Here is an 18,542-nt window from a genome sequence, read left to right on the forward strand (position 1 = left end):
GGTGCCGCCCCCGTGGCGCAGGCCGGCATCTGCCCCGACAAGCGGCGGTTGACCCGGCGCGACCGCGCTGTGCCCCCAAGGGCGTCACTGTTCGAGGTCGATTACCTCACTGCCGGACACGCAAAAATCTATGTCGGCCGGGGTAGACATTGGACAGTGGCGTGGTTATGGTTTCTCTCGTAGCCCAGAAAGACAGCAGGGCCTGGCAGAGACGAACTGCCGGCAAGCGGTACCAGCAGTACAGGTAGTTGCAGTACGCAGGGCGGTGCGGCGGTGGAGTTTCGAAGCCAGGGTTGTTGCAGGACGGCGACGGGACTGACGGCCGGACCGGGTGGCCCGCAGTGATCAGGGGCCGCCGTGAGCGGGACCGCGGTCATGACAGATGCGGTACCCGCGAGTGCAGTTCGCAGTACCCCGCAGTGCAGTCAGTGAGCGGTACCCCTGGTGAAGGCGTCGGCTGCGGACGCGCGCACCGGGAAGTTCGGCAGTGGGGTTCTAAGCCAGAGCAGACGCAGGACGGGCAACGGGGCTGGCTGCCGAAGAGTGACGCTGTCACAGGTCGCTCAGCAGTGCGCAGTACCAGTAGTACGCAGTACCGGCAGTTCGCAGTACCAGCAGTAGGCAGTACCCCGAAGGTAGGAAGTTGATCACCGAGGGAAGAACGGAGGAACGAAGCACCATAGGGATCGCCCGGACAGAAGTCTCGAGTCCGGGTACCGCAGGACATCGATAGTGAGGTGGTCTCCGGTCAAGCAACCGCGATCCCCGCACTCCCGACAGCGACTGGGTCGGGTAGGCGGACACAGAAGGCCGGCGCGGTATCAGGGTCGGCACGTGGTGTAGAAGTTCCTTCGGGGCCCTGGTGCCGTACGGCACCAGGGCCCCTCCACGCGTTCACCAGAGAGGTGCCAGTGACAGCAGACGACTCGTACGGCCGTCTCGACGACGACGACTACCCCGCCTACACCATGGGCCGGGCCGCCGAAATGCTCGGTACCACGCAGAGCTTCCTCCGCGCCATCGGAGAAGCCCGCCTCATCACACCCCTGCGCTCCGAGGGCGGCCACCGCCGCTACTCCCGCTACCAGCTGCGCATCGCCGCCCGCGCCCGGGAACTCGTCGACCAGGGCACCCCCATCGAGGCCGCCTGCCGCATCATCATCCTCGAAGACCAACTCGAAGAAGCCCAGCGCATCAACGCCGAATACCGCCGCGCCGCCGAATCGACGGACCCGCCGGCCGCGGCCTGAGACGGTGCGCGCCCCGCCGTACCTCGGCGGGCCCGCTCCCACCTGGAGGAGCCGACCTCCACTGTCGACGCCGCTACGCCGTGGTTTCGGTGATGAGGATGGCAGCGGTCGTCGGGACCCGGACGTCACTCGTGGCCGCTACGGTCACGGCGTTCCGGACGGCCCGGGCGACTTCCAGGGGATGGCAGCCGGGTACGACCGCGAGCTGGACCTGAATGTGTCGGGCGGGCGGATCGTCCTGGTGCGTCACCCTGACGGGGTGGCCGCCCAGTGGGGCGGTGAGGCGGGCAACGCCCGGCACGGCCGACACGACGTCGGCCAGCTCTCCGATCGGCCCCTTCAGGGGTTCTGTTTCGGTCACGGGGGCCGAGCTTCGCGTGGTCGCCTTTCGGGCCGGGGGCGCCATGACGTCCTCGGCGGTCTGCGATCCTCCGCCTGCCTCCGTGCCCTCGTGGAGATCCGTGACGCGCAGATCGACCGTCACAGCGCTCAGGCCGAGTTCTTCGTCGGCCGCCTTGAGCAGAGTCGTCCTCAACTGTTCGGCGGCTTGAGGTACGGGCAGTGTCACGGACCCGGTGAAGGCCGCCTCGATCCTGAGCGGGCCGGGCGGGAGCGCGCCGGCAGGCGGGCGAACGGCCGATTCGAGCACGGGTTCGTGCGGGACCGGCCCGATGCGCATGCTCTCCGGTCGAACGCCGGGAACCCCGGCGGCCTTGCGCCAGAGAGCCCGGACGGCCGCCTGTTCGGTGATCCACGTGCCGTCGTCCGGCCCTCCGAGAGGCAGCAGTCGCCCCAGGCCGAGCCGACCACGTACTGACTGCATCAACGCCTCGGTCTTCACCTCTCCGCCCTCTCCCTCGACTCATGAGAGCCGTATAAAACGGCCTATAGCGAATATAATTCGAATAAAGGTGCACGGCTGACTTCTCGAGGGAGGAGTGCCTGATGACTGAGCACACCGGCGCAAAGTATGGCGGCGCGCCCGGTTCTCGTGGCCGGACGTCCATCGCCGATGTGGTGGTGGAGAAGATCGCCGGGATGGCGGCACGGGACGTGCGCGGCGTCCATGCCCTGGGCAGCGGGTTCGCGCGCTCGATGGGATCCATGCGGGAGCGGATGCCTGGCGCCGGTAGTGGCAAGTCCGTCACCCGCGGGGTCAGTGTCGAGGTCGGAGAGGTGCAGACGGCCATCGATCTGGAGCTCGTCGTCGACTACGGCGTCTCGATCACGGACGTGGCCGGGGCAGTGCGGGAGAACGTGATCTCCGCGGTGGAGCGGATGGCGGGTCGGGAAGTCGTGGAAGTCAACATCATGGTCGGTGATGTGAAGCTGCCCGACGAGGAGGACGAGGAGGAGGACGACGACGGGACGGAGCGGCAGCGGCTCCGGTAGCCGGACGGATTCGGCTACCTGGTGAAGGAGCGTGTCATGAGCAGATCCGTGGTGGGTTTGGCCGCCGGAATGGCGCTGGGTTTCGCCGCGTACTTCGGTGACTTCTGGGCCTTCTTGCTGGTGCTGGGGCTGGGTGTCGTCGGACTCCTAGTCGGGCGTTTGATGGAAGGCGATCTCGAACCCGGCGACTTCGTCCGCCGCCGGGACGATCAGCAACGTATTCGTGACGACCAGCGCCGGGCCCGGAGAGACTGGCGGCAGTGAACAGGGAAGCCGGTAGGCGCCCGGCCGTGCCCCGCCGGGAGCGGGGTGCGACCTCGGTCGCCGACCGGGTCGTTGCGAAGATCGCCGCCCAGGTGGCGCGCGAGGCGCTGAGTCGTTTCAGCGAGCCGACCCGTCATGTGCCCCCTGGCCACCGCACACCGCACGTGACGGCGGAGGTGCGGGGGGCGCCCGAGAGGAACGGTTCGGAGAGGGCAGGCGGTCCTGCCGAGAGCCGACCGGTGCTCGGGCAGGTGCGGATGCGCATCGCCGTGGAACTGGGCTATCCGTCGGACATCGGGGCGCAGTGCGCGGCGGTGCGCCGAGAGGTCACCGAACGCGTCACGGCATGGGCCGGCGTGGAGGTGTCCGACCTCGTGGTGGCCGTCGAGAGGCTGCACTCGGCCCACTCGCGGCGGACAGGACGGGAGAGGGTGAGATGAGCGCGCACACGGGGCGGCGACTGCCCGGTGACAGCGACCTTCCCTCGGAGCCGGCGAAGACGGATTCCTCCGCAGGGCACCCGGACACCGGCGCGATATCGACAGCCCGTGCATCGCCGCGTCGTTTCTGGTCCGCGCGGCGGGTCCCTGCGGTCATCGTGGCTCTGCTGTCCCTCGCAGCCGTCGGGCTGCTCCTGTACGACGTGGTCTCCGTGCGGGCAGGCGGGCCCGGGATGGGCTGGCGACGCCGGCTCGCGGGTGAACTGGCCACACGGCCGCTGGACGACGTCTGGATGATCGTCGGGGCGGCGGTGGCGATGGCCCTCGGCCTGTGTCTCGTCGTGCTGGCGGTGACACCGGGACTGCGCAGCCTGCTTCCCATGCGGCAGCCCACCAGCGCTGGAGGAACAGGCGAGGTCAGGGCCGGTCTCGACCGTCGGGCGATCGCCCTGATCCTGCGTGACCGGGCCGTACGGGTGTCCGGTGTCGCGTCGGCTCGGGTCGATGTCGGTCGTCGGAAGATCAAAGCCCGGGCGCAGGTGCATTTCCGCGATCTCGACGAGGTCCGCGCCGACCTCGATGCCGCGCTGGGCGAAGCCGTGGCGAGCCTGGGTCTCGACCGGCCGCCCACGCTGGCCGTCCACGTCCGACGCCCGAAGAAAGGCTGACGCTGATCCCGATGATCAAGACAGTGAACCGGGTGCTGTTGGGGCTGCTCGGCCTCGGGCTGTTCGCTCTGGGCGGCGGCGTGCTACTGGGCGGGCTGGATCTGCAGCGCCGATGGGGTTTCGACGTGCCGGGCTGGTGGCCCTTTCGCCACCCGGCCGATGTCGTCCTGGGCAACGAGGGACGCCTTCGGTGGCGGGCAGAGGACTGGTGGTGGCCGACCGTCATCACGGTGCTCGCCGCGTTGCTGGCGCTGCTGCTGTGGTGGCTCTGGACACTGCTGCGCAAAGACCGGCTGCACCAGGTCCTTGTCGACAGCCAGGACGGTACGACGGCCCGCCTCGACGGCCGCGCCCTGGAGGACGTGATCGAGGAAGACGCGCAATCCTTGGACGGAGTCGCGCGGGCACGGGTGCGCCTGAGGGGCCGACGTACCGCCCCGGTCGCGCGAGTGCGGCTGTGGCTGGAGCCTCACGCGGCGCCGGAACGGATCCTGGACCGGCTCAACCGGGACACGCTCACACATGCACGGGACTCGGCAGGCCTGGACCGTCTCCCGGCGGAGGTCAGCCTCCGGGAAGTCCGCCACCGCGCCCATCGGGTCGACTGAGAATCCTCCGCCGCGTCCAGGGACGGAACCTCACCCGCCGGCTCGCGGTCGCCGCGGCCGTCACCTCGCGCCTGATCGGCTTGCCGATCAGGCGGCTTCTGTTCCTGCCCACTGGAAGGGCAGGAGAGTGACAGCCTGACAGGCCACCTCAGCGGGATGCGCCTACTCTGGAATCGAGGTACCTGCGAGGCCGGAGGTCACCATGATCATTCTCGGGATCATCCTGCTTGTCATCGGGTTCGTGGCCAGCATTTCCATCTTGTGGACGATCGGGATCGTCCTGGTCGTGATCGGGGTCATCCTGTGGATCCTCGGCGCGGTCGGTCACGCGGTCGGCGGACGCCGGCATTACTGGTAGTCGGCTCGGCGGCGTCGCGGTAGGTCGTGGGTTCACATCCCGCCACCCCGACAGCCGTAAGACCGGTTCAGGGGCCCGATTCGAGAAATCGAATCGGGCCCCTGAGCGGTTTTCCGGTCAGCTCCGCGGAGGCGCGGCGGTCATGAGGCGAGGATCCGGCTCTTCTGGGCCGCGAATTCCTCCTCGGTCAGTACGCCTTGTTCCTTCAGCTGTCCGAGTTCCTTGAGCTGAGCGATCTTGCTGCTCATGTCGTCGGCCGGTGCGGCGGGCGCCGGTGCCGGGGGAGGCGCCGGGGCACGCTCTTCGGCTGCCGCCGCTTCCTGACCGGCCCAGCGGCCCGCCTGGCGCCGTGAGACCCGGTTGGAGACCGCGGTCGCCGTCCCGGCCACCACGGCGGTGCGTGCCACCCCTCGAAGCAGTCCTGGCATGTCGCTCCTCCTCGCTTCCGTCGGCTGAATCCGTCAGGCAGCGGGCCTGTCGCCCTCTGTCGCGTCCGCGGCGTCGAGCGAGGCCAGGAGGGCTTGCACGGGGATCCGTCCGCCCGCCACGAGCTGCGCACCGCCGCGCCGCAGGGCTCGCGCGAGGGGAGCGGCCCAGAGGTTCTCGTAGACCAGGATTCCGGCCGCGTTGCCCGGTTCGAGCGCCATCCCGGCCTCTTCGATGTCGTCCTGGCCCAGGAGTCCGGACGACACGCCCTCGAACACGGACAGGTCGAGCCCGCCGTCACCGTCCAGATCCGCCAGCTCGAGACCGACGACACTCCCGTCGTCGTCCTTCCGTACGAACAGGAGGTCGAGGATGCGGATGACGCCACGGTCCACCAGGTCGAGAAGCAGGGGGAAGCCTTCCCCCGTCATGCGGTTGCCCGGGAACTCGACGACCAGGAAGTCGACCGGTCCCATGTCTTCGATGAGGTCGCTCATGACCACTCCCTTCCACACACGCCGCTCGGAGGAGCCGGCCGAATCCGGCCTCATCCCGCTGCTGTGGCCCGCGCAAGGCGTGGTCGGACAGAGCCCTCCGTCCATTCCAGCATTGGCCGGAACGCTTCGCATGTTCGCGGAACGGAGCCCGGGGTACGTCGCCGGTGGCGGCGCTAGATGATCGGGGGGCGGCCCAGGCGGGTCATGCGGACTACCGTGGACCAGCGCATGGGGCGGCGGGGGCCGCAGGGGCGGCGGATGCCTTCCGCGAAGCCGGCGAACCAGGCCGCGAGGCCCGGGAGGGAGCGGGTGCGGGCCAGGGTCAGGAGGGTCCAGACGCCGAGGTAGACGGGGACCAGCGGGAGGGGCAGGTTGCGCTTGGCCAGCCAGACGCGGTTACGGGCGGTCATCCGGTGGTAGACGGCGTGCCGGGCGGGGCTGGTCTTGGGGTGCTGGAGCAGGAGCTCCGGCGCGTACAGGACCTTCCAGTCCGCGTCGAGGGCCCGCCACGCGAGGTCGGTCTCCTCGTGGGTGAAGAAGAAGTCCTCCGGCCAGTCGCCGATCCGGTCGAGCATCGGCATCGACAGTCCGTGGCCGCCGCCGAGGAACGTCGTCACCTCGCCGCCGAGCAGCGGGTCCTTCGCCCCGAGGCGCGGGACGTGGCGGCGCTGCGTCTCGCCGGTCTCGTCGGCGATGCGGAACGAGACGATCCCGAGGGCCGGGTCGGCCTCGTACAGGTCGGCGAGGCGGCGCAGGACGTCCGTGTCGACGAGCAGGCCGTCGTCGTCGAGGTCCACCACCACGTCGACGTCGCCGCACGCGCGCAGCGTGTCGATGGCGACGTTCCGGCCGCCCGACACTCCCCTGTTCTCGGGGAGTTCGACTCCGGTGACGCCCTCGGGGAGCTCCGGGAGCGAGCCGGTGCCGTTGCCGACCACGACGATCCGGGCGGCCGGTTCGTCCTGCCGTGCCACGGCGTCGAGCAGGGCCCGCAGCTCGTCGGGGCGCGTGCCCATCGTCAGTACCGCCACACCCATACGCGGTCGTGTCACGACCCACTCCGTCCCACGCTCAGAGACAACGCCGTGATGCTAACGGTCGAAGGACACCTTCCGTTCACCCGCGTCATGGGCGCCATACACCGGGCGGAGCAGTCGTCAGAGCAGGCGGTCGTTGCGGTGGTGGCCCAGTGCGCGGCCGTAGCGTTCGGAGACGGCCGGCATGAGGCTCTCCCCCTCCGCCGGACGGTCCAGGCCGAAGACGTAGCCGGGGAAGTCCAGGTCCTTCTGCGTCTCCCAGATCTCGCCGTGGTCGTTCGGCGGGAGGATCCGTGCCGGGTCGCCGACCGCGACCCAGCCGATCGGGACGGTCGAGTCGGCGGGGAGCACCGTCCGCAGGTGCACGATCCCGTTGATACGGACCTCCGAACGCGTGCCGATCCGTGCTCCGTTGAACACCCGGCTGCCCGTGGCGAGGAAGACCTCGTCCTCCACCGTGCAGCCCGCGAGGGAGGAGGTCGGTCCGATCAGTACGTGCCGGCCCAGGGTCAGGGGGTCGCGGCGGGTGCCGCGCAGGACCGCGTTCTCCATGACGATGCAGCCCTCGCCGAGCTCCACCGGGCCGCCCTCGGCGGTCAGTACGGCTCCGAAGAGGATCCGGCAGCCCGGGCCGACGCGCACGTCGCCGGAGAGGGTCGCCGTCGGCGCGACATACGCGGTCGGGTGGACGGTCGGCGCGTGGCCGTCGTGTTCGATCAGCATCCCTTCATCATCTCGCGCGGGGAGGGAGAGGGGTGGGAGGCGGTCCGGAGGGGACGCGCGGCGAAGGGTGCCTCCGCGCGGCTCTACGCTGGTTCCCTTCCGTCAAGTTGATCGATCGTCGAAAGGGTGGTCTCCAGGTGCTGGTCGCGGACCGATATCGGCTTCATGTGTGTATCGGCCGGGGCGGCATGGGCGAGGTGTGGCAGGCCACCGACGAGGTCCTCGGCCGGTCCGTGGCCGTGAAGCTGATGCTGGGCCACGGCTCCGACCCGTCCGCGAGCGACCGCTTCCGGCTGGAGGCGCAGACCGCCGCCCGGCTGAGCCACCCGCACGTCGTGGGCGTCTTCGACTTCGGTACGTGGGACGGAAAGCTGTACCTCGTCATGGAGTTGGTCGAGGGCGACAGCCTCGCGGGCAGCCCGTCCGATCCGCTGGTCCTGCCGGCCGAGCGGGTCGCCGTGGTCGCCGCCCACGCCGCCGCCGGGCTCGCGGCCGCCCACCGGCAGGGGGTCGTGCACCGCGACATCAAGCCGGGGAACCTGCTGGTCGACGCCGAGGGCACCGTGAAGCTGGCCGACTTCGGCATCGCACGGTTCGTCGACGACCCTTCCGGGGCGCTCACCACGACGGGCCAGATCGTCGGCACCGGGCTCTACCTGGCGCCCGAGCGGGCCCTCGGACAGTCCGCGTCGTCCGCCTCCGACGTGTACTCGCTGGGCTGCGTGCTCTACCAACTCCTCACCGGACGGCCGCCGTTCCGCGCGGACACCGCCACGGCCCTGCTGTACCAGCACATCGACACCGCGCCGATGCCGCCCGGCCGGCTGGGAGTGGCGCTGCCGCCCGCCTTCGAGACGTACCTGCTGAGCCTCCTCGCCAAGCAGCCCGAGCAGCGGCCCTCGGCGCAGGCGATCGCGGACTGGTTCTCCTCCGGCGCCTGGCGCGGCTATGCCCAGCCGGCCACCCATCAGCCGCACCAGTCCCAGCAGTCCCATCAGTCACAACAACCGCATTCGTCGCATCACCCTCAGCAGTCGTATCAGCTGCCTCAGCCTCAGCAGCCGCATACGTCGCATCAGCCTCAGCAGTCGAATCAGCCGCCTCAGCCGCATCACCCTCACCCTCAGCAGCACGTGACTGCACCGCACGCCCCTCAGCTGCACGCGCCCGCGCACCAGCCCACCCCCCGTCATCACGTGCCCCCCGCCGCGACCTCCTCGCGGCGGCGGGAGCGCCCCGCGGCGGGCGTCGGCACCAGCACCGGCGGCCTCGCCGAGCTGTCCCGGCGCCGCCCCCGCAAGACCGCCGCCGTCGCCGGTGCCATCGCCTTCGTCGTCTTCCTGATCATCGGCATGGCCTGGCTCTCCTGAGCGTCAGTACAGCCTCGGCGCCATCACGTGCGGCTCCCCGTCCGCCGTCGCGAGCAGCAGGCAGCGCGGTACGCCGGGCCCCAGGGTCGCCCGTACGGACACGGCCGTCGGCGGGTCGGTCGGCAGCTCGATCGGGACGGTCACCGGCCGGTCGTCCTTCGCCGTGGCGTGCCCCGTCTCCTTGCCGTCGACGAGCACCTCGACGACGGCAGTGTGCCCGGTCTGGACGGTCGCGGAGACCGAGTGCCCGAGGTAGTCGATGTGGAAGTGGTGGCGTCGCCTCATGGGTCACCTCCGTACCTCCAGAGTAGGTACGGGGCGCCGCTCCCGCCGCTCCCGCGGGTCGTGCGGATCTTCTCCGAAGTGCGGTCGTAGTGCGCCGGTGTTCAGATGGATCGGAAAGCCGATCACCGCCCTCGCGGAACGGAGCACCCCGTACATGAGCGACACCCTGCCCTCCTTCGAGGACACCACCGACTTCGAGAACGCGGACCGGGGCTTCATCGGCGCCCTGGTACCCGGCACGGTCACGGCCTCGGACGGCAGGACCGTCTGGGACGGCGACGCGTACGACTTCCTGAAGGCGGACTGCCCCGACACCGCGCATCCGAGCCTGTGGCGTCAGGCCCAGCTCTGCTCCCGGCAGGGTCTGTACGAGGTCACCGAGGGCATTTACCAGGTGCGGGGCCTGGACCTGTCGAGCATGACGATCGTCGAGGGCGACCGAGGGATCATCGTCATCGACCCGCTCATCTCCACGGAGACCGCCGCCGCCGCGCTCGCGCTCTACAAGGAGCACCGCGGGGAGCGGCCCGTCACCGGCATGATCTACACCCACTCGCACGGCGACCACTTCGGCGGCGCGCGCGGCATCCTGCCGCACGGCACCGAGGGCGGGGTGCCGATCATCGCCCCGGTCGGTTTCCTGGAGCACGCGGTCAGCGAGAACGTGTACGCGGGCAACGCGATGACCCGCCGCGCGGCCTACATGTACGGGGCGAACCTCCCCAAGGCCCCGGACGCCCAGATCAGCGCCGGCCTCGGCCAGACCACCTCGCTCGGCACCATCAGCCTCATCCCGCCGACCGTGGACATCACGGACACCGGCCAGGAGGTGACGGTCGACGGCGTACGGATCGTCTTCCAGCTGACGCCGGGCACCGAGGCCCCGGCCGAGATGAACTTCCTCTTCCCCGACCTCCGTGCCCTGTGCCTGGCCGAGAACGCCACGCACAACATGCACAACATCCTGACCCTGCGCGGGGCGGTCGTCCGCGACTCCCGCATCTGGTCCGCGTACCTCGACGAGGCGATCGAGTACTTCCACGGGATGTACGACGTCGGCTTCGCCTCCCACCACTGGCCGACCTGGGGCCACGACAACGTGGTGCGGTTCCTGACCGAGCAGCGGGACCTCTACGCGTACATGCACGACCAGACGCTGCGGCTGCTCAACGAGGGCCTCACCGGCCCGGAGATCGCCGAGCGGATCGAGCTGCCGCCCGCCCTCGCCACGTCCTGGCACGCGCGCGGCTACTACGGCTCGCTGAGCCACAACACCAAGGCGATCTACCAGCGCTACCTGGGCTGGTTCGACGGCAACGTCGCCCACCTCTGGGAGCACCCGCCGGTCGAGACCGCGAAGCGGTACGTGGCGCTGGCCGGCGGCCCCGCCGAGATGCTCGTCAAGGCCCGCGAGTACGTCGACGCGGACGACCTGCGGTTCGCGGCGACCCTGCTCAACCACCTGGTCTTCGCCGAACCCGGGAACGTCGAGGCGAGGGAGGCCCTGGCCTCGGTCTACGACCGGCTGGGGTACGGCTCCGAGAACGGCACCTGGCGCAACTTCTACCTCACCTCGGCGCTGGAGCTCCGCGAGGGCATCGTCAAGACGGATCTCGACACGAGCAACCCCGAGATGGCGATGGCCCTCACCGTCCCCATGCTCATCGACTCGATCGCCGTACGGATCGACGGGCCGCGCGCCTGGCACGAGGAGCTGACCGTCGACCTGGTCCTGACGGACGGCCCCACGGGCGCGGGCACCCGCCGCCGGCTCACCCTGCACAACGGCGCTCTCACCCACCGGGAGATCTCCGACCCCCTGACCCCCGCCGGGCTCACGCTCACCCTGGCCAAGGCCCAGCTCCTCGGCCTGCTGGCGGGCCAGAGCGTCCAGGAGCTCGGAATCGGCGTGGAGGGCGACCCGGCACTGCTCGGGCGGCTCTTCTCGTACGTGACGACGCCCGACCCGCAGTTCCCGATCGTCACCCCGTGAGCCGCATGGGCCCTGTGAGCCACACGAGCCACGTCAGTGGTGTGGGTCAGCGGGCGAACCACGCCACGACGCCGAGCAGGATCAGCGCCGCGCAGATCCCGAGGTTCACCACCTTGTACTGGAGGAAGACCGCGACGAACTCGCGCATGATCGCCGACGGCCAGAAGTAGGCGGCGGTGGGCGAGCCGACGACCTGGCCGTCCACCCCCGCCCGCCGGGCCATCAGCGCGGCCCGGAAGGCGTGGAAGTTGTTGGTGACGATCACGCAGGAGGAGCCGGGTCTGTCCCGCTCCATCAGTTCCTTGCTGAAGAGCATGTTCTCCTCGGTCGTGCGCGAGCGGTCCTCGCGCACGACCGCCCCCGCCGGAAAGCCGCGCTCGACGAGGTAGTCGGCCATCGCGTGGGACTCGGGGACTTCCTCGTCGGGGCCCTGGCCGCCCGAGGTGATCAGGACGGGCGCGTCCCCGCCGCGCGCGGCCAGCGTCTCGTACACCTGCCGACCCCGGTCCAGACGGCTCGCGAGGAGCGGCGGCACCCGGCGGCCGCCGATCAGTCCGGAGCCGAGGACCACGACGTAGTCGGCGTCGCGGCGGAGCCGCATCCGTCCGTACAGGAACGCGTACCCGACGAAGCAGAGGAACAGGAACGAGACGTACCCGAGCACGAGGAGGGTGGTGACGGCGATCAGGCCCAGGGCCCACGAGTGCGTGACGACCGCCGCCGCCATCAGGCCCATCACCCCGAACATGCCGAGGCCCGCGAGGAGCGAGAGCAGGTTCGCCGGGCGTCTGCCCTCCTTGCGGACCATCTTCACGCCGTTCGCGCAGAGCAGGCCGGCGAGCACGACCGGGCCGAGGCCGAGCACGAGCAGCACCAGGATCATCACGGTCTCGGAGACGCCGGGCGGGGCGGCGTCGATCGCCGCGAGGAGACCGAGCCCGAGGAACGTGACGGCCAGGCCCAGGTACACGGCATTGCCGAAGCGGCGCCGGTCGCGCAGCACACCGGCCCCGAAGAGCAGCAGGAAGACGGCGGCGACGACGAAGGCGAACATTCCGCCATCGTAGACAGCGCGACTGACAATCCGACTGTCGACGGAGCCGGTACGGACGGACCTCGCCTGCTCTTCGTCTACTCCTCGCCCGCCAGGGCGAACAGGCCCAGCCGCGCGCCCTCTTCGTAGGCGCGGCGCAGCTCCCGGTCGTCGAGCAGCCGCCGCAGAAGCGTTTCACTGCGGTCGCGGGAGGTCGCGCAGTACTCCGCCGGGCGGTACGACTCCTCGAAGACCGAGGACCGCAACAGGTCCGCCGCGCCCAGGAGATGGGCGGCCGAGGTCATCCGGCCGACCATGACCCTCATCTGGGCGAGGAGTTCGGCCGCGCAGGCCGCCCCCACCGCCGTGCCGAGGGACAGATGGGCGCGGAGCGCGCGCCGGGCGTGCTCGGCGGCCCGCTCGCGCTCCCCGTCCCAGGCGAGGAGTTCGGCCCGGGCGTGGTGCGCCCAGGCGTCGGCCCACAGATCGCGGCCCGTCCAGGCCCGCCGGGCCGCCGTGTCGAGGACGGCCTGGTCCAGGGCCTCCTGCGCGGCCTCCGGATCGGTCCGGCTGAGGGTGAGGGCGAGGGCGACCCAGCACAGCTCCCGGCTCGGCCCGAACTCCGGGTGCTCCTCCATGAGCGTGAGGGCCTCCCGGAACTCCGTCGCCGCCGCGCGCGTACGCCCCTGGAAGAGGGCGGTCGCGCCGCGCAGATGGGCCAGCATCCCGAGGCACCGGTCGTCCCCGTCCCGTACGGCCGCCGCCCAGGCCTGGACGAGGAGCGGGTCGGCGTCCTCGGGGCGGCCCGACTCCAGCTCCAGGTAGGCGGCGAGCCACAGCGCGCGGGCGGGCGGCGGTCCGGAGTGCAGGGAGAGGGCGTGCCGCAGCCGGGTCCGGCCCTCGGCGACCCGCCCGCAGGCCACCCACAGGAACCACAGGGAGACGGCGATCTCGATGGACGTGTCGGCCTCGGCACTCGGCGAGAGCGGGGCGGTCGTCGGGTCCATCGCGGCGGCCAGGTCCGGGAGTTCCCGCAGGGCGAGGTTCCTGGCGTCGATCTGGCGACCGCTCTGCCACCAGTCGGCGGCCTGCCGGGCCAGCTTCACGCACCACCTCCGGTGCGGCGTGACGACGGCCCAGCGGTCGCCTCGTTCGGTGAGGCGGCGGGCGCCGACGGCCCGCATCGGGTGCGGCATCCAGTAGCGGGGCGCGCCGTCCTCGCCGTCGAACAGGTCGTCGACGGGGAGGAGCGCGAGGGGGGCGAGCCGGTCGAGGACCGCCTGGATCTCCGCCGCGGGCAGCAGGCCGGAGGCGCAGACCTCGCGGACGGCCTCGCGGCCGAAGGCGCCCTCGAAGACGGAGAGCCGTTCCCACAGGAGGCGTTCGGCGGCGCCACAGCGCTCGTAGCCCTGCTCGGCGGCGGTCAGTTGGTCGGGGCTGACCGGTTCGCCCCACAGCAGCTCCGCATCCGGCGACTCCTCCGCCGCCGCGCACGCGGTGATCCTCGTGCTCCCCGCCATGCGTGTGCTCGCGGGGAGCCTCGTACTACCCGTGCCTCCGCTCCCTCTGGTACTCCTGGTACTTCTCGCACTCCTCGTACTCCGCGGGCTCTTCGGATTCCCCATGTGCCCCATGGATTCCATCCCCCGTACCACCCTGTCCCGTTCTGTCCTGTCTTTTCCTGTCCGTTTCCGGGACTTATGCCGACCTTAATGGCGAACAATCGCCACTACGGCTTGAATGCATATGCCCCAGTCCACATCCTGGGGCGCCCTGTCGCCCACACCCACGGTTTCCCAGGGATCGGCCAAGGAGGCATATGCGTACCCGGGAATCCGTCCTGGGAGAGGCGGATCTGTCATTGATCCACGCATTGCAGATCGCGCCGCGCGCCAGCTGGACCCAGCTGTCGGCCGTCCTGGGGTCGAGCCCCGACACGCTCGCCCGGCGCTGGGACCACCTCACCACGGGCGGCTGGGCCTGGAGTTCACTGATCGCCGCCCGCGGCGCGGACACCACGTTGCACGCCTGGGTCGAGCTGGAATGCGCCGCGGGCGCCGCCGAGGCCACCGCGATCGAGCTCACGGACGATCCGTACACCCTCGGCGTCCACCAGGTGACCGGCGACGCCGACCTCGTGCTGCTCGTGGTCTGCCCGGATCTCTACGCTCTCGACGCCTACCTCGCGGGCCGGGTGCGCCCGCTGCCCGGCGTGCTGCGCTCCCGTACGCAGGTCGTGACGCGGCTGCACAACCGCCCGTACCGGTCACGGATCGAGCAGCTCGCCCCGGGACAGGTCCAGCACCTCGCGGAGGCCACGGGCGGGGACCGGCGGGTGCGTTCGCCCGCCCGCTCGCAGACTCCCCTCACGGACCTCGACCGCAAGCTGGTCGCGGAACTGGCCGGGGACGCCCGCCGCAGCGCCGCCGAGCTGGCCCGGCAGTGCGACACGAGCGAGTCGACGGTACGGCGCAGGCTCGACGCCCTCATGGCGGCCGGCGCGATGCACCACCACTGCCTGCCCGCCCCGAGGTTCTCCGGGCGCCCGGTGTGGGCGCTGGTCACGGCCGACGTCCCGCCCCTTGAGGTGGCGGCGACGGTGGCGGCGCTGATTCGGCTGCGCCACACCCGTGTGATCACCTCGGTGACGGGACCGCACAACCTGGCGCTCGCGATGTGGCTCCGTACGGTCGAGGAACTGCACGAGGTGACGGCGACGCTCGTACGGGCCGCCCCCACGCTGCGGATCACGGGCACCCAGGTGTCCCTGCGCACCCACAAGATCGGGGCGCAGGTCCTCGGCCCGGACGGACGGCGCACGCACCACATACGGCCCGACGTGACGATCTGAGGCCGGTCGGTCCGCCCGTTCCTCCGTACCGCCCCGCGTGGTCTCATGGGGCCATGGGATTCGCCGTGTTCGTGACGCTGCCCGGCCTCGTCATCCTGCTGACCGTGGTGGCCTTCGCCGACCAGCTGCTGCGGGCGACCGGGCGCGGCAAGCGCACGGGCCAGGTCTCCTCCACGGGCTTCGAGCAGCTGCACGCGACGTTCTCGCAGGGCAAGCAGAACGAGCTCAAGGAGCGGCAGAGCTCCCTCGTGATGCGCGACGACGAGCAGGACGGCGCCCCGCCGCACCACTCGACGGTGGATCTGACGGGCGGGCGCGCCGTCATCAGGCTCGGCCGGTCGTAGGGGTCGCGCTCTAGGCGAGGCGGGTCGTAGGGGTCGCGCTCTAGGCGAGGCGGGTCGTAGGGGTCGCGCTCTAGGCGGGGCGGGTCGCCTTGATCGAGTACATCAGGGGGATCCGGGGACGGTCGGCCGGGAAGCGGTAGTAGCCGTCCTCGTGCCGCTGGAGCGCGCCGTAGCGCGGGTACAGCGAGGCGTCGTGCTCGCGCAGCGACTCGATGCGCAGGCCCGCCCGAGCGAGCGCCGTGACGACCTCGCCGACCGGGTGCACCCACTCCACGCTGCGGTTGTGGACGGTGTCGGCGTCGAGGTCCGCGTACGTGCCCGGGGTGGTGTCCACCCACGGCTCGCGGACGAAGTAGTCGTTCACGATCCGGCTGCCGGTCTCGTCGTCGAGCGAGTCGGTGAGCGGATGGAACTCGGCCACGTAGAGGAAGCCGCCCGGGGCGACGAGGGAGGCGGCGGTCTCCGCCCAGCGCTCGATGTCGGGCAGCCAGTTGAGCGCCCCGGTGCCCGTGTAGACGATGTCGTACGAGCTGTCCGGGACGGCCTCTGCGGCGTCGTACACGTCGGCGGCGACGAAGGCCGCGCGGTCCTGCGAGAACCCCAGGTCGGCGGCGAGCGAACGGGCGGTCTCGACGGCCGGCTCGGAGAAGTCCAGGCCGACGACGTGCGCGGCGCCGTGCCGGGCCCAGGAGAGCGTGTCCAGGCCGATGTGGCACTGGAGGTGGAGCAGGGAGCGTCCGGTGACGTCACCGACCTCCGCGAGCTCGAAATCCCGCAGGGCGTCCTTGCCCGCCCGGAAGGAGTCGAGGTCGTAGAAGGAGCCGGAGGCGTGGATCGGGACGCGCTCGTCCCAGCGTGCGCGATTGGCCTCGCGCCAGTCCTCAGGGGTCGGGGAGTACATGTCCGCGAGGTTATCCACAGGTTGCGGACGACGCGACCGGATTGTCGGCCGGGCGGAGCATGATGGGTGTCATGACTGAGAGCAACGACTTCACCCGGACCCCGGCGTGGGAGCAGACCCCTGTGTGGGAGCAGCGGTTCCGCGCACCGCGCGTCTCCCTGCCCGAGTGGGCCGAGGAGGCCCCGGACCGTTCGCTGTTCGTCTCCAACGCCACGGGGACGTACGAGCTGTACGCCTGGGACCGGGCGAGCGGTGAGCAGCGGCAGGTCACGGACCGGCCGAACGGCACGACGGACGGCACGCTCTCCCCGGACGGCGCGTGGATCTGGTGGTTCGCGGACACCGACGGGGACGAGTTCGGGGTGTGGATGCGCCAGCCGTTCGGGGGCGGCGCGGACGAGCCCGCCGTACCCGGCCTGGACGCCTCCTATCCGGGCGGTCTCGCCATCGGCCGGGAGGGGACGCTGGTGATCGGCCGTTCCACGGACGAGGACGGCTCGACGGTCCATCTCGTACGCCCGGGGGCCGGCGCCCCGGTCGAGATCTACCGGCACCGCGAGTCGGCCGGGGTCGGCGACCTCTCGCACGACGGGTCGCTGATCGCGATCGAGCACACGGAGCACGGGGACGCGATGCACTCGGCGCTGCGCGTCCTGCGCGCCGCCGACGCGAGCGTGCTGGCCGACCTCGACGACACCAAGGGCGGCACGGAGGAGCTCGGGCTCGCCGTCCTCGGCTTCGCTCCGCTGGCGGGCGACTCCCGGCTGCTCGTCGCGCACCAGCGGCGCGGGCGCTGGGAGCCGATGCTCTGGGACGTGGCGGCGGGCACCGAGACCGACCTGCGGCTCGACCTGCCGGGCGACGTGTCGGCCGAGTGGTATCCGGACGGCTCCGGCCTGCTGATCGTGCACAGCTTCGAGGCCCGCAGCGAGCTCTTCCGGTACGAGATCGCCACGCGCGCCCTGGTCCGGGTGGACACCCCGGCCGGTTCGGTGTCGAGCGCGACGGCCCGGCCCGACGGCAGCGTCGAGTACCTGTGGTCCTCGGCGGCCGAGCCGCCGGTCGTGCGCTCCACGGACGGCGGGATCGTCCTCGACCCTCCCGGCCCCAAGGCGCCGCCGTCGGTGCCCGTGGAGGACGTGTGGGTGGACGGGCCCGGCGGCCGGGTCCACGCCCTCGTACAGCGCCCCGTCGAGGGCGAGGGGCCGTTCCCCACGGTCTTCGAGGTGCACGGCGGCCCGGCCTGGCACGACAGCGACGCCTTCGCCTCGGGCCCGGCGGCCTGGGTGGACCACGGGTACGCGGTGGTGCGGGTCAACTACCGGGGTTCGACGGGCTACGGCCGGGAGTGGACGGACGCGCTCAAGCACCGGGTCGGCCTGATCGAGCTGGAGGACGTCGACGCGGTCCGCGAGTGGGCGGTGGCGAGCGGGCTCGCCGACCCGGCGCGGCTGGTCCTCTCCGGCGGCTCGTGGGGCGGCTACCTCACGCTCCTCGGTCTCGGCACGCGGCCGGACGCCTGGGCGGTCGGTCTCGCCGCGGTCCCGGTCGCGGACTACGTCACGGCGTACGAGGACGAGATGGAGGCCCTCAAGGCGCTGGACCGGACGCTGCTCGGCGGCTCGCCCGAGGAGGTGCCCGAGCGGTACGCGGCCTCGTCGCCGCTGACGTACGTGGACGCGGTGAAGGCCCCGGTGCACATCTCGGCCGGCGTCAACGACCCGCGCTGCCCGATCCGGCAGATCGACAACTACGTGGACCGGCTCGCCGCCCGGGGCGCCGTCCACGAGGTGTACCGGTACGACGCGGGCCACGGCTCGCTCGTGGTGGAGGAGCGGATCAAGCAGGTCGCCCTGGACCTGGCCTTCGCCGCGAAGCACCTGGGGACCGTCTAGGGTCTGTCGTTTGGATCAGGCCGGATCAGGGAGCGGCGTCTGGTGGCGTGCATCGCAAGGCGGAGGAGGGAGTCGACGTGGTGGGGGTACCTCCCGTGCCCGAAGGGCTACGGGGGACGTCGGCGAGTGACGACAACGCGGCGAGGCGCGGTGCCAGGCGCCGCGAGCCCGGCATGATCCAAACGACAGGCCTTAGGGCCCCCCGGG

At 71.1% G+C, this 18,542-nt stretch carries 21 protein-coding genes; 12 read left to right on the plus strand and 9 right to left on the minus strand.

What is annotated here, in order from left to right; genetic code table 11:
- Positions 1-911: 911 nt before the first annotated feature.
- Entirely contained in the window at positions 912-1,250 is a 339-nt protein-coding gene (locus ACFWWU_RS00990) for a MerR family transcriptional regulator (RefSeq protein ID WP_384137518.1), read from the plus strand.
- 73 nt (positions 1,251-1,323) lie between these two features.
- Here the strand turns inward: ACFWWU_RS00990 and ACFWWU_RS00995 are convergent, their stop codons facing one another.
- The gene (locus tag ACFWWU_RS00995) at positions 1,324-2,091 is read right to left on the minus strand and encodes a hypothetical protein (protein ID WP_384137520.1); all 768 of its coding nucleotides are present in this window, start codon (positions 2,089-2,091) and stop codon (positions 1,324-1,326) included.
- 104 nt (positions 2,092-2,195) lie between these two features.
- Here ACFWWU_RS00995 and ACFWWU_RS01000 point away from each other — a divergent pair, with 104 nt between their 5' ends.
- The 6 genes from ACFWWU_RS01000 to ACFWWU_RS01025 all read left to right on the plus strand — a co-directional run bounded on the left by ACFWWU_RS01000 (position 2,196) and on the right by ACFWWU_RS01025 (position 4,980).
- Entirely contained in the window at positions 2,196-2,642 is a 447-nt protein-coding gene (locus tag ACFWWU_RS01000) for an Asp23/Gls24 family envelope stress response protein (RefSeq protein ID WP_384137522.1), read from the plus strand.
- A 36-nt stretch (positions 2,643-2,678) separates the two neighbouring features.
- Complete coding sequence (locus ACFWWU_RS01005) at positions 2,679-2,906, plus strand: hypothetical protein (protein ID WP_384137524.1); 228 nt, start codon at positions 2,679-2,681, stop codon at positions 2,904-2,906.
- Positions 2,903-3,346, plus strand: coding sequence for an Asp23/Gls24 family envelope stress response protein (locus tag ACFWWU_RS01010; RefSeq protein WP_384137526.1), 444 nt, complete (start codon positions 2,903-2,905; stop codon positions 3,344-3,346). Before ACFWWU_RS01005 ends, ACFWWU_RS01010 begins: the two co-directional genes overlap by 4 nt.
- Positions 3,343-4,014: a DUF6286 domain-containing protein gene (locus ACFWWU_RS01015; protein ID WP_384137528.1), complete on the plus strand. Its 672-nt coding sequence runs from the start codon at positions 3,343-3,345 to the stop codon at positions 4,012-4,014. The genes ACFWWU_RS01010 and ACFWWU_RS01015 overlap by 4 nt, the downstream gene beginning before the upstream one ends.
- A gap of 11 nt (positions 4,015-4,025) precedes the next feature.
- Positions 4,026-4,622, plus strand: coding sequence for an alkaline shock response membrane anchor protein AmaP (gene amaP / locus ACFWWU_RS01020; protein WP_384137530.1), 597 nt, complete (start codon positions 4,026-4,028; stop codon positions 4,620-4,622).
- A gap of 202 nt (positions 4,623-4,824) precedes the next feature.
- Entirely contained in the window at positions 4,825-4,980 is a 156-nt protein-coding gene (locus ACFWWU_RS01025; RefSeq protein ID WP_327159851.1) for a DUF6131 family protein, read from the plus strand.
- A 140-nt stretch (positions 4,981-5,120) separates the two neighbouring features.
- Here the strand turns inward: ACFWWU_RS01025 and ACFWWU_RS01030 are convergent, their stop codons facing one another.
- The 4 genes from ACFWWU_RS01030 to ACFWWU_RS01045 form a co-directional block, all read right to left on the minus strand.
- Complete coding sequence (locus ACFWWU_RS01030) at positions 5,121-5,408, minus strand: SHOCT domain-containing protein (protein ID WP_384137532.1); 288 nt, start codon at positions 5,406-5,408, stop codon at positions 5,121-5,123.
- A gap of 33 nt (positions 5,409-5,441) precedes the next feature.
- Entirely contained in the window at positions 5,442-5,903 is a 462-nt protein-coding gene (locus ACFWWU_RS01035; RefSeq protein WP_384137533.1) for a DUF6325 family protein, read from the minus strand.
- Positions 5,904-6,076: 173 nt separating this feature from the next.
- Positions 6,077-6,955, minus strand: coding sequence for a glycosyltransferase family 2 protein (locus ACFWWU_RS01040; RefSeq protein WP_384137535.1), 879 nt, complete (start codon positions 6,953-6,955; stop codon positions 6,077-6,079).
- A 105-nt stretch (positions 6,956-7,060) separates the two neighbouring features.
- Positions 7,061-7,663 (minus strand): gamma carbonic anhydrase family protein, encoded by a 603-nt coding sequence (locus ACFWWU_RS01045; RefSeq protein ID WP_384137537.1) that lies wholly within the window; start codon positions 7,661-7,663, stop codon positions 7,061-7,063.
- A gap of 167 nt (positions 7,664-7,830) precedes the next feature.
- Here ACFWWU_RS01045 and ACFWWU_RS01050 point away from each other — a divergent pair, with 167 nt between their 5' ends.
- Positions 7,831-9,033, plus strand: coding sequence for a serine/threonine-protein kinase (locus tag ACFWWU_RS01050; RefSeq protein ID WP_384137539.1), 1,203 nt, complete (start codon positions 7,831-7,833; stop codon positions 9,031-9,033).
- 3 nt (positions 9,034-9,036) lie between these two features.
- Here the strand turns inward: ACFWWU_RS01050 and ACFWWU_RS01055 are convergent, their stop codons facing one another.
- A complete protein-coding gene (locus ACFWWU_RS01055) occupies positions 9,037-9,318 on the minus strand; it encodes a hypothetical protein (protein WP_384137540.1) in 282 nt (93 codons plus the stop codon).
- 154 nt (positions 9,319-9,472) lie between these two features.
- Between ACFWWU_RS01055 and ACFWWU_RS01060 the strand changes: the two genes are divergently transcribed.
- A complete protein-coding gene (locus tag ACFWWU_RS01060) occupies positions 9,473-11,311 on the plus strand; it encodes an alkyl/aryl-sulfatase (protein ID WP_384137541.1) in 1,839 nt (612 codons plus the stop codon).
- Between the two features lie 46 nt (positions 11,312-11,357).
- Here the strand turns inward: ACFWWU_RS01060 and ACFWWU_RS01065 are convergent, their stop codons facing one another.
- Positions 11,358-12,365 (minus strand): YdcF family protein, encoded by a 1,008-nt coding sequence (locus ACFWWU_RS01065; protein ID WP_384137543.1) that lies wholly within the window; start codon positions 12,363-12,365, stop codon positions 11,358-11,360.
- 77 nt (positions 12,366-12,442) lie between these two features.
- The gene (locus tag ACFWWU_RS01070) at positions 12,443-13,864 is read right to left on the minus strand and encodes a tetratricopeptide repeat protein (protein WP_384137545.1); all 1,422 of its coding nucleotides are present in this window, start codon (positions 13,862-13,864) and stop codon (positions 12,443-12,445) included.
- 299 nt (positions 13,865-14,163) lie between these two features.
- Here ACFWWU_RS01070 and ACFWWU_RS01075 point away from each other — a divergent pair, with 299 nt between their 5' ends.
- Both ACFWWU_RS01075 and ACFWWU_RS01080 read left to right on the plus strand, forming a co-directional pair.
- Complete coding sequence (locus tag ACFWWU_RS01075) at positions 14,164-15,195, plus strand: Lrp/AsnC family transcriptional regulator (protein ID WP_384137547.1); 1,032 nt, start codon at positions 14,164-14,166, stop codon at positions 15,193-15,195.
- Positions 15,196-15,248: 53 nt separating this feature from the next.
- On the plus strand, positions 15,249-15,539 hold the full coding sequence (locus ACFWWU_RS01080) for a DUF6191 domain-containing protein (RefSeq protein WP_384137549.1): 291 nt from the start codon (positions 15,249-15,251) through the stop codon (positions 15,537-15,539).
- A 70-nt stretch (positions 15,540-15,609) separates the two neighbouring features.
- On the opposite strand, the gene ACFWWU_RS01085 is transcribed toward ACFWWU_RS01080, so the two are convergent.
- On the minus strand, positions 15,610-16,440 hold the full coding sequence (locus tag ACFWWU_RS01085) for a class I SAM-dependent methyltransferase (protein ID WP_384137550.1): 831 nt from the start codon (positions 16,438-16,440) through the stop codon (positions 15,610-15,612).
- A gap of 62 nt (positions 16,441-16,502) precedes the next feature.
- Between ACFWWU_RS01085 and ACFWWU_RS01090 the strand changes: the two genes are divergently transcribed.
- Positions 16,503-18,335, plus strand: a complete 1,833-nt coding sequence (locus ACFWWU_RS01090; protein ID WP_384137552.1) for a prolyl oligopeptidase family serine peptidase — start codon at positions 16,503-16,505, stop codon at positions 18,333-18,335.
- Positions 18,336-18,542 lie beyond the last annotated feature (207 nt).

The organism is Streptomyces sp. NPDC058650 (genome assembly GCF_042717315.1).
Classification (GTDB): Bacteria; Actinomycetota; Actinomycetes; order Streptomycetales; family Streptomycetaceae; genus Streptomyces.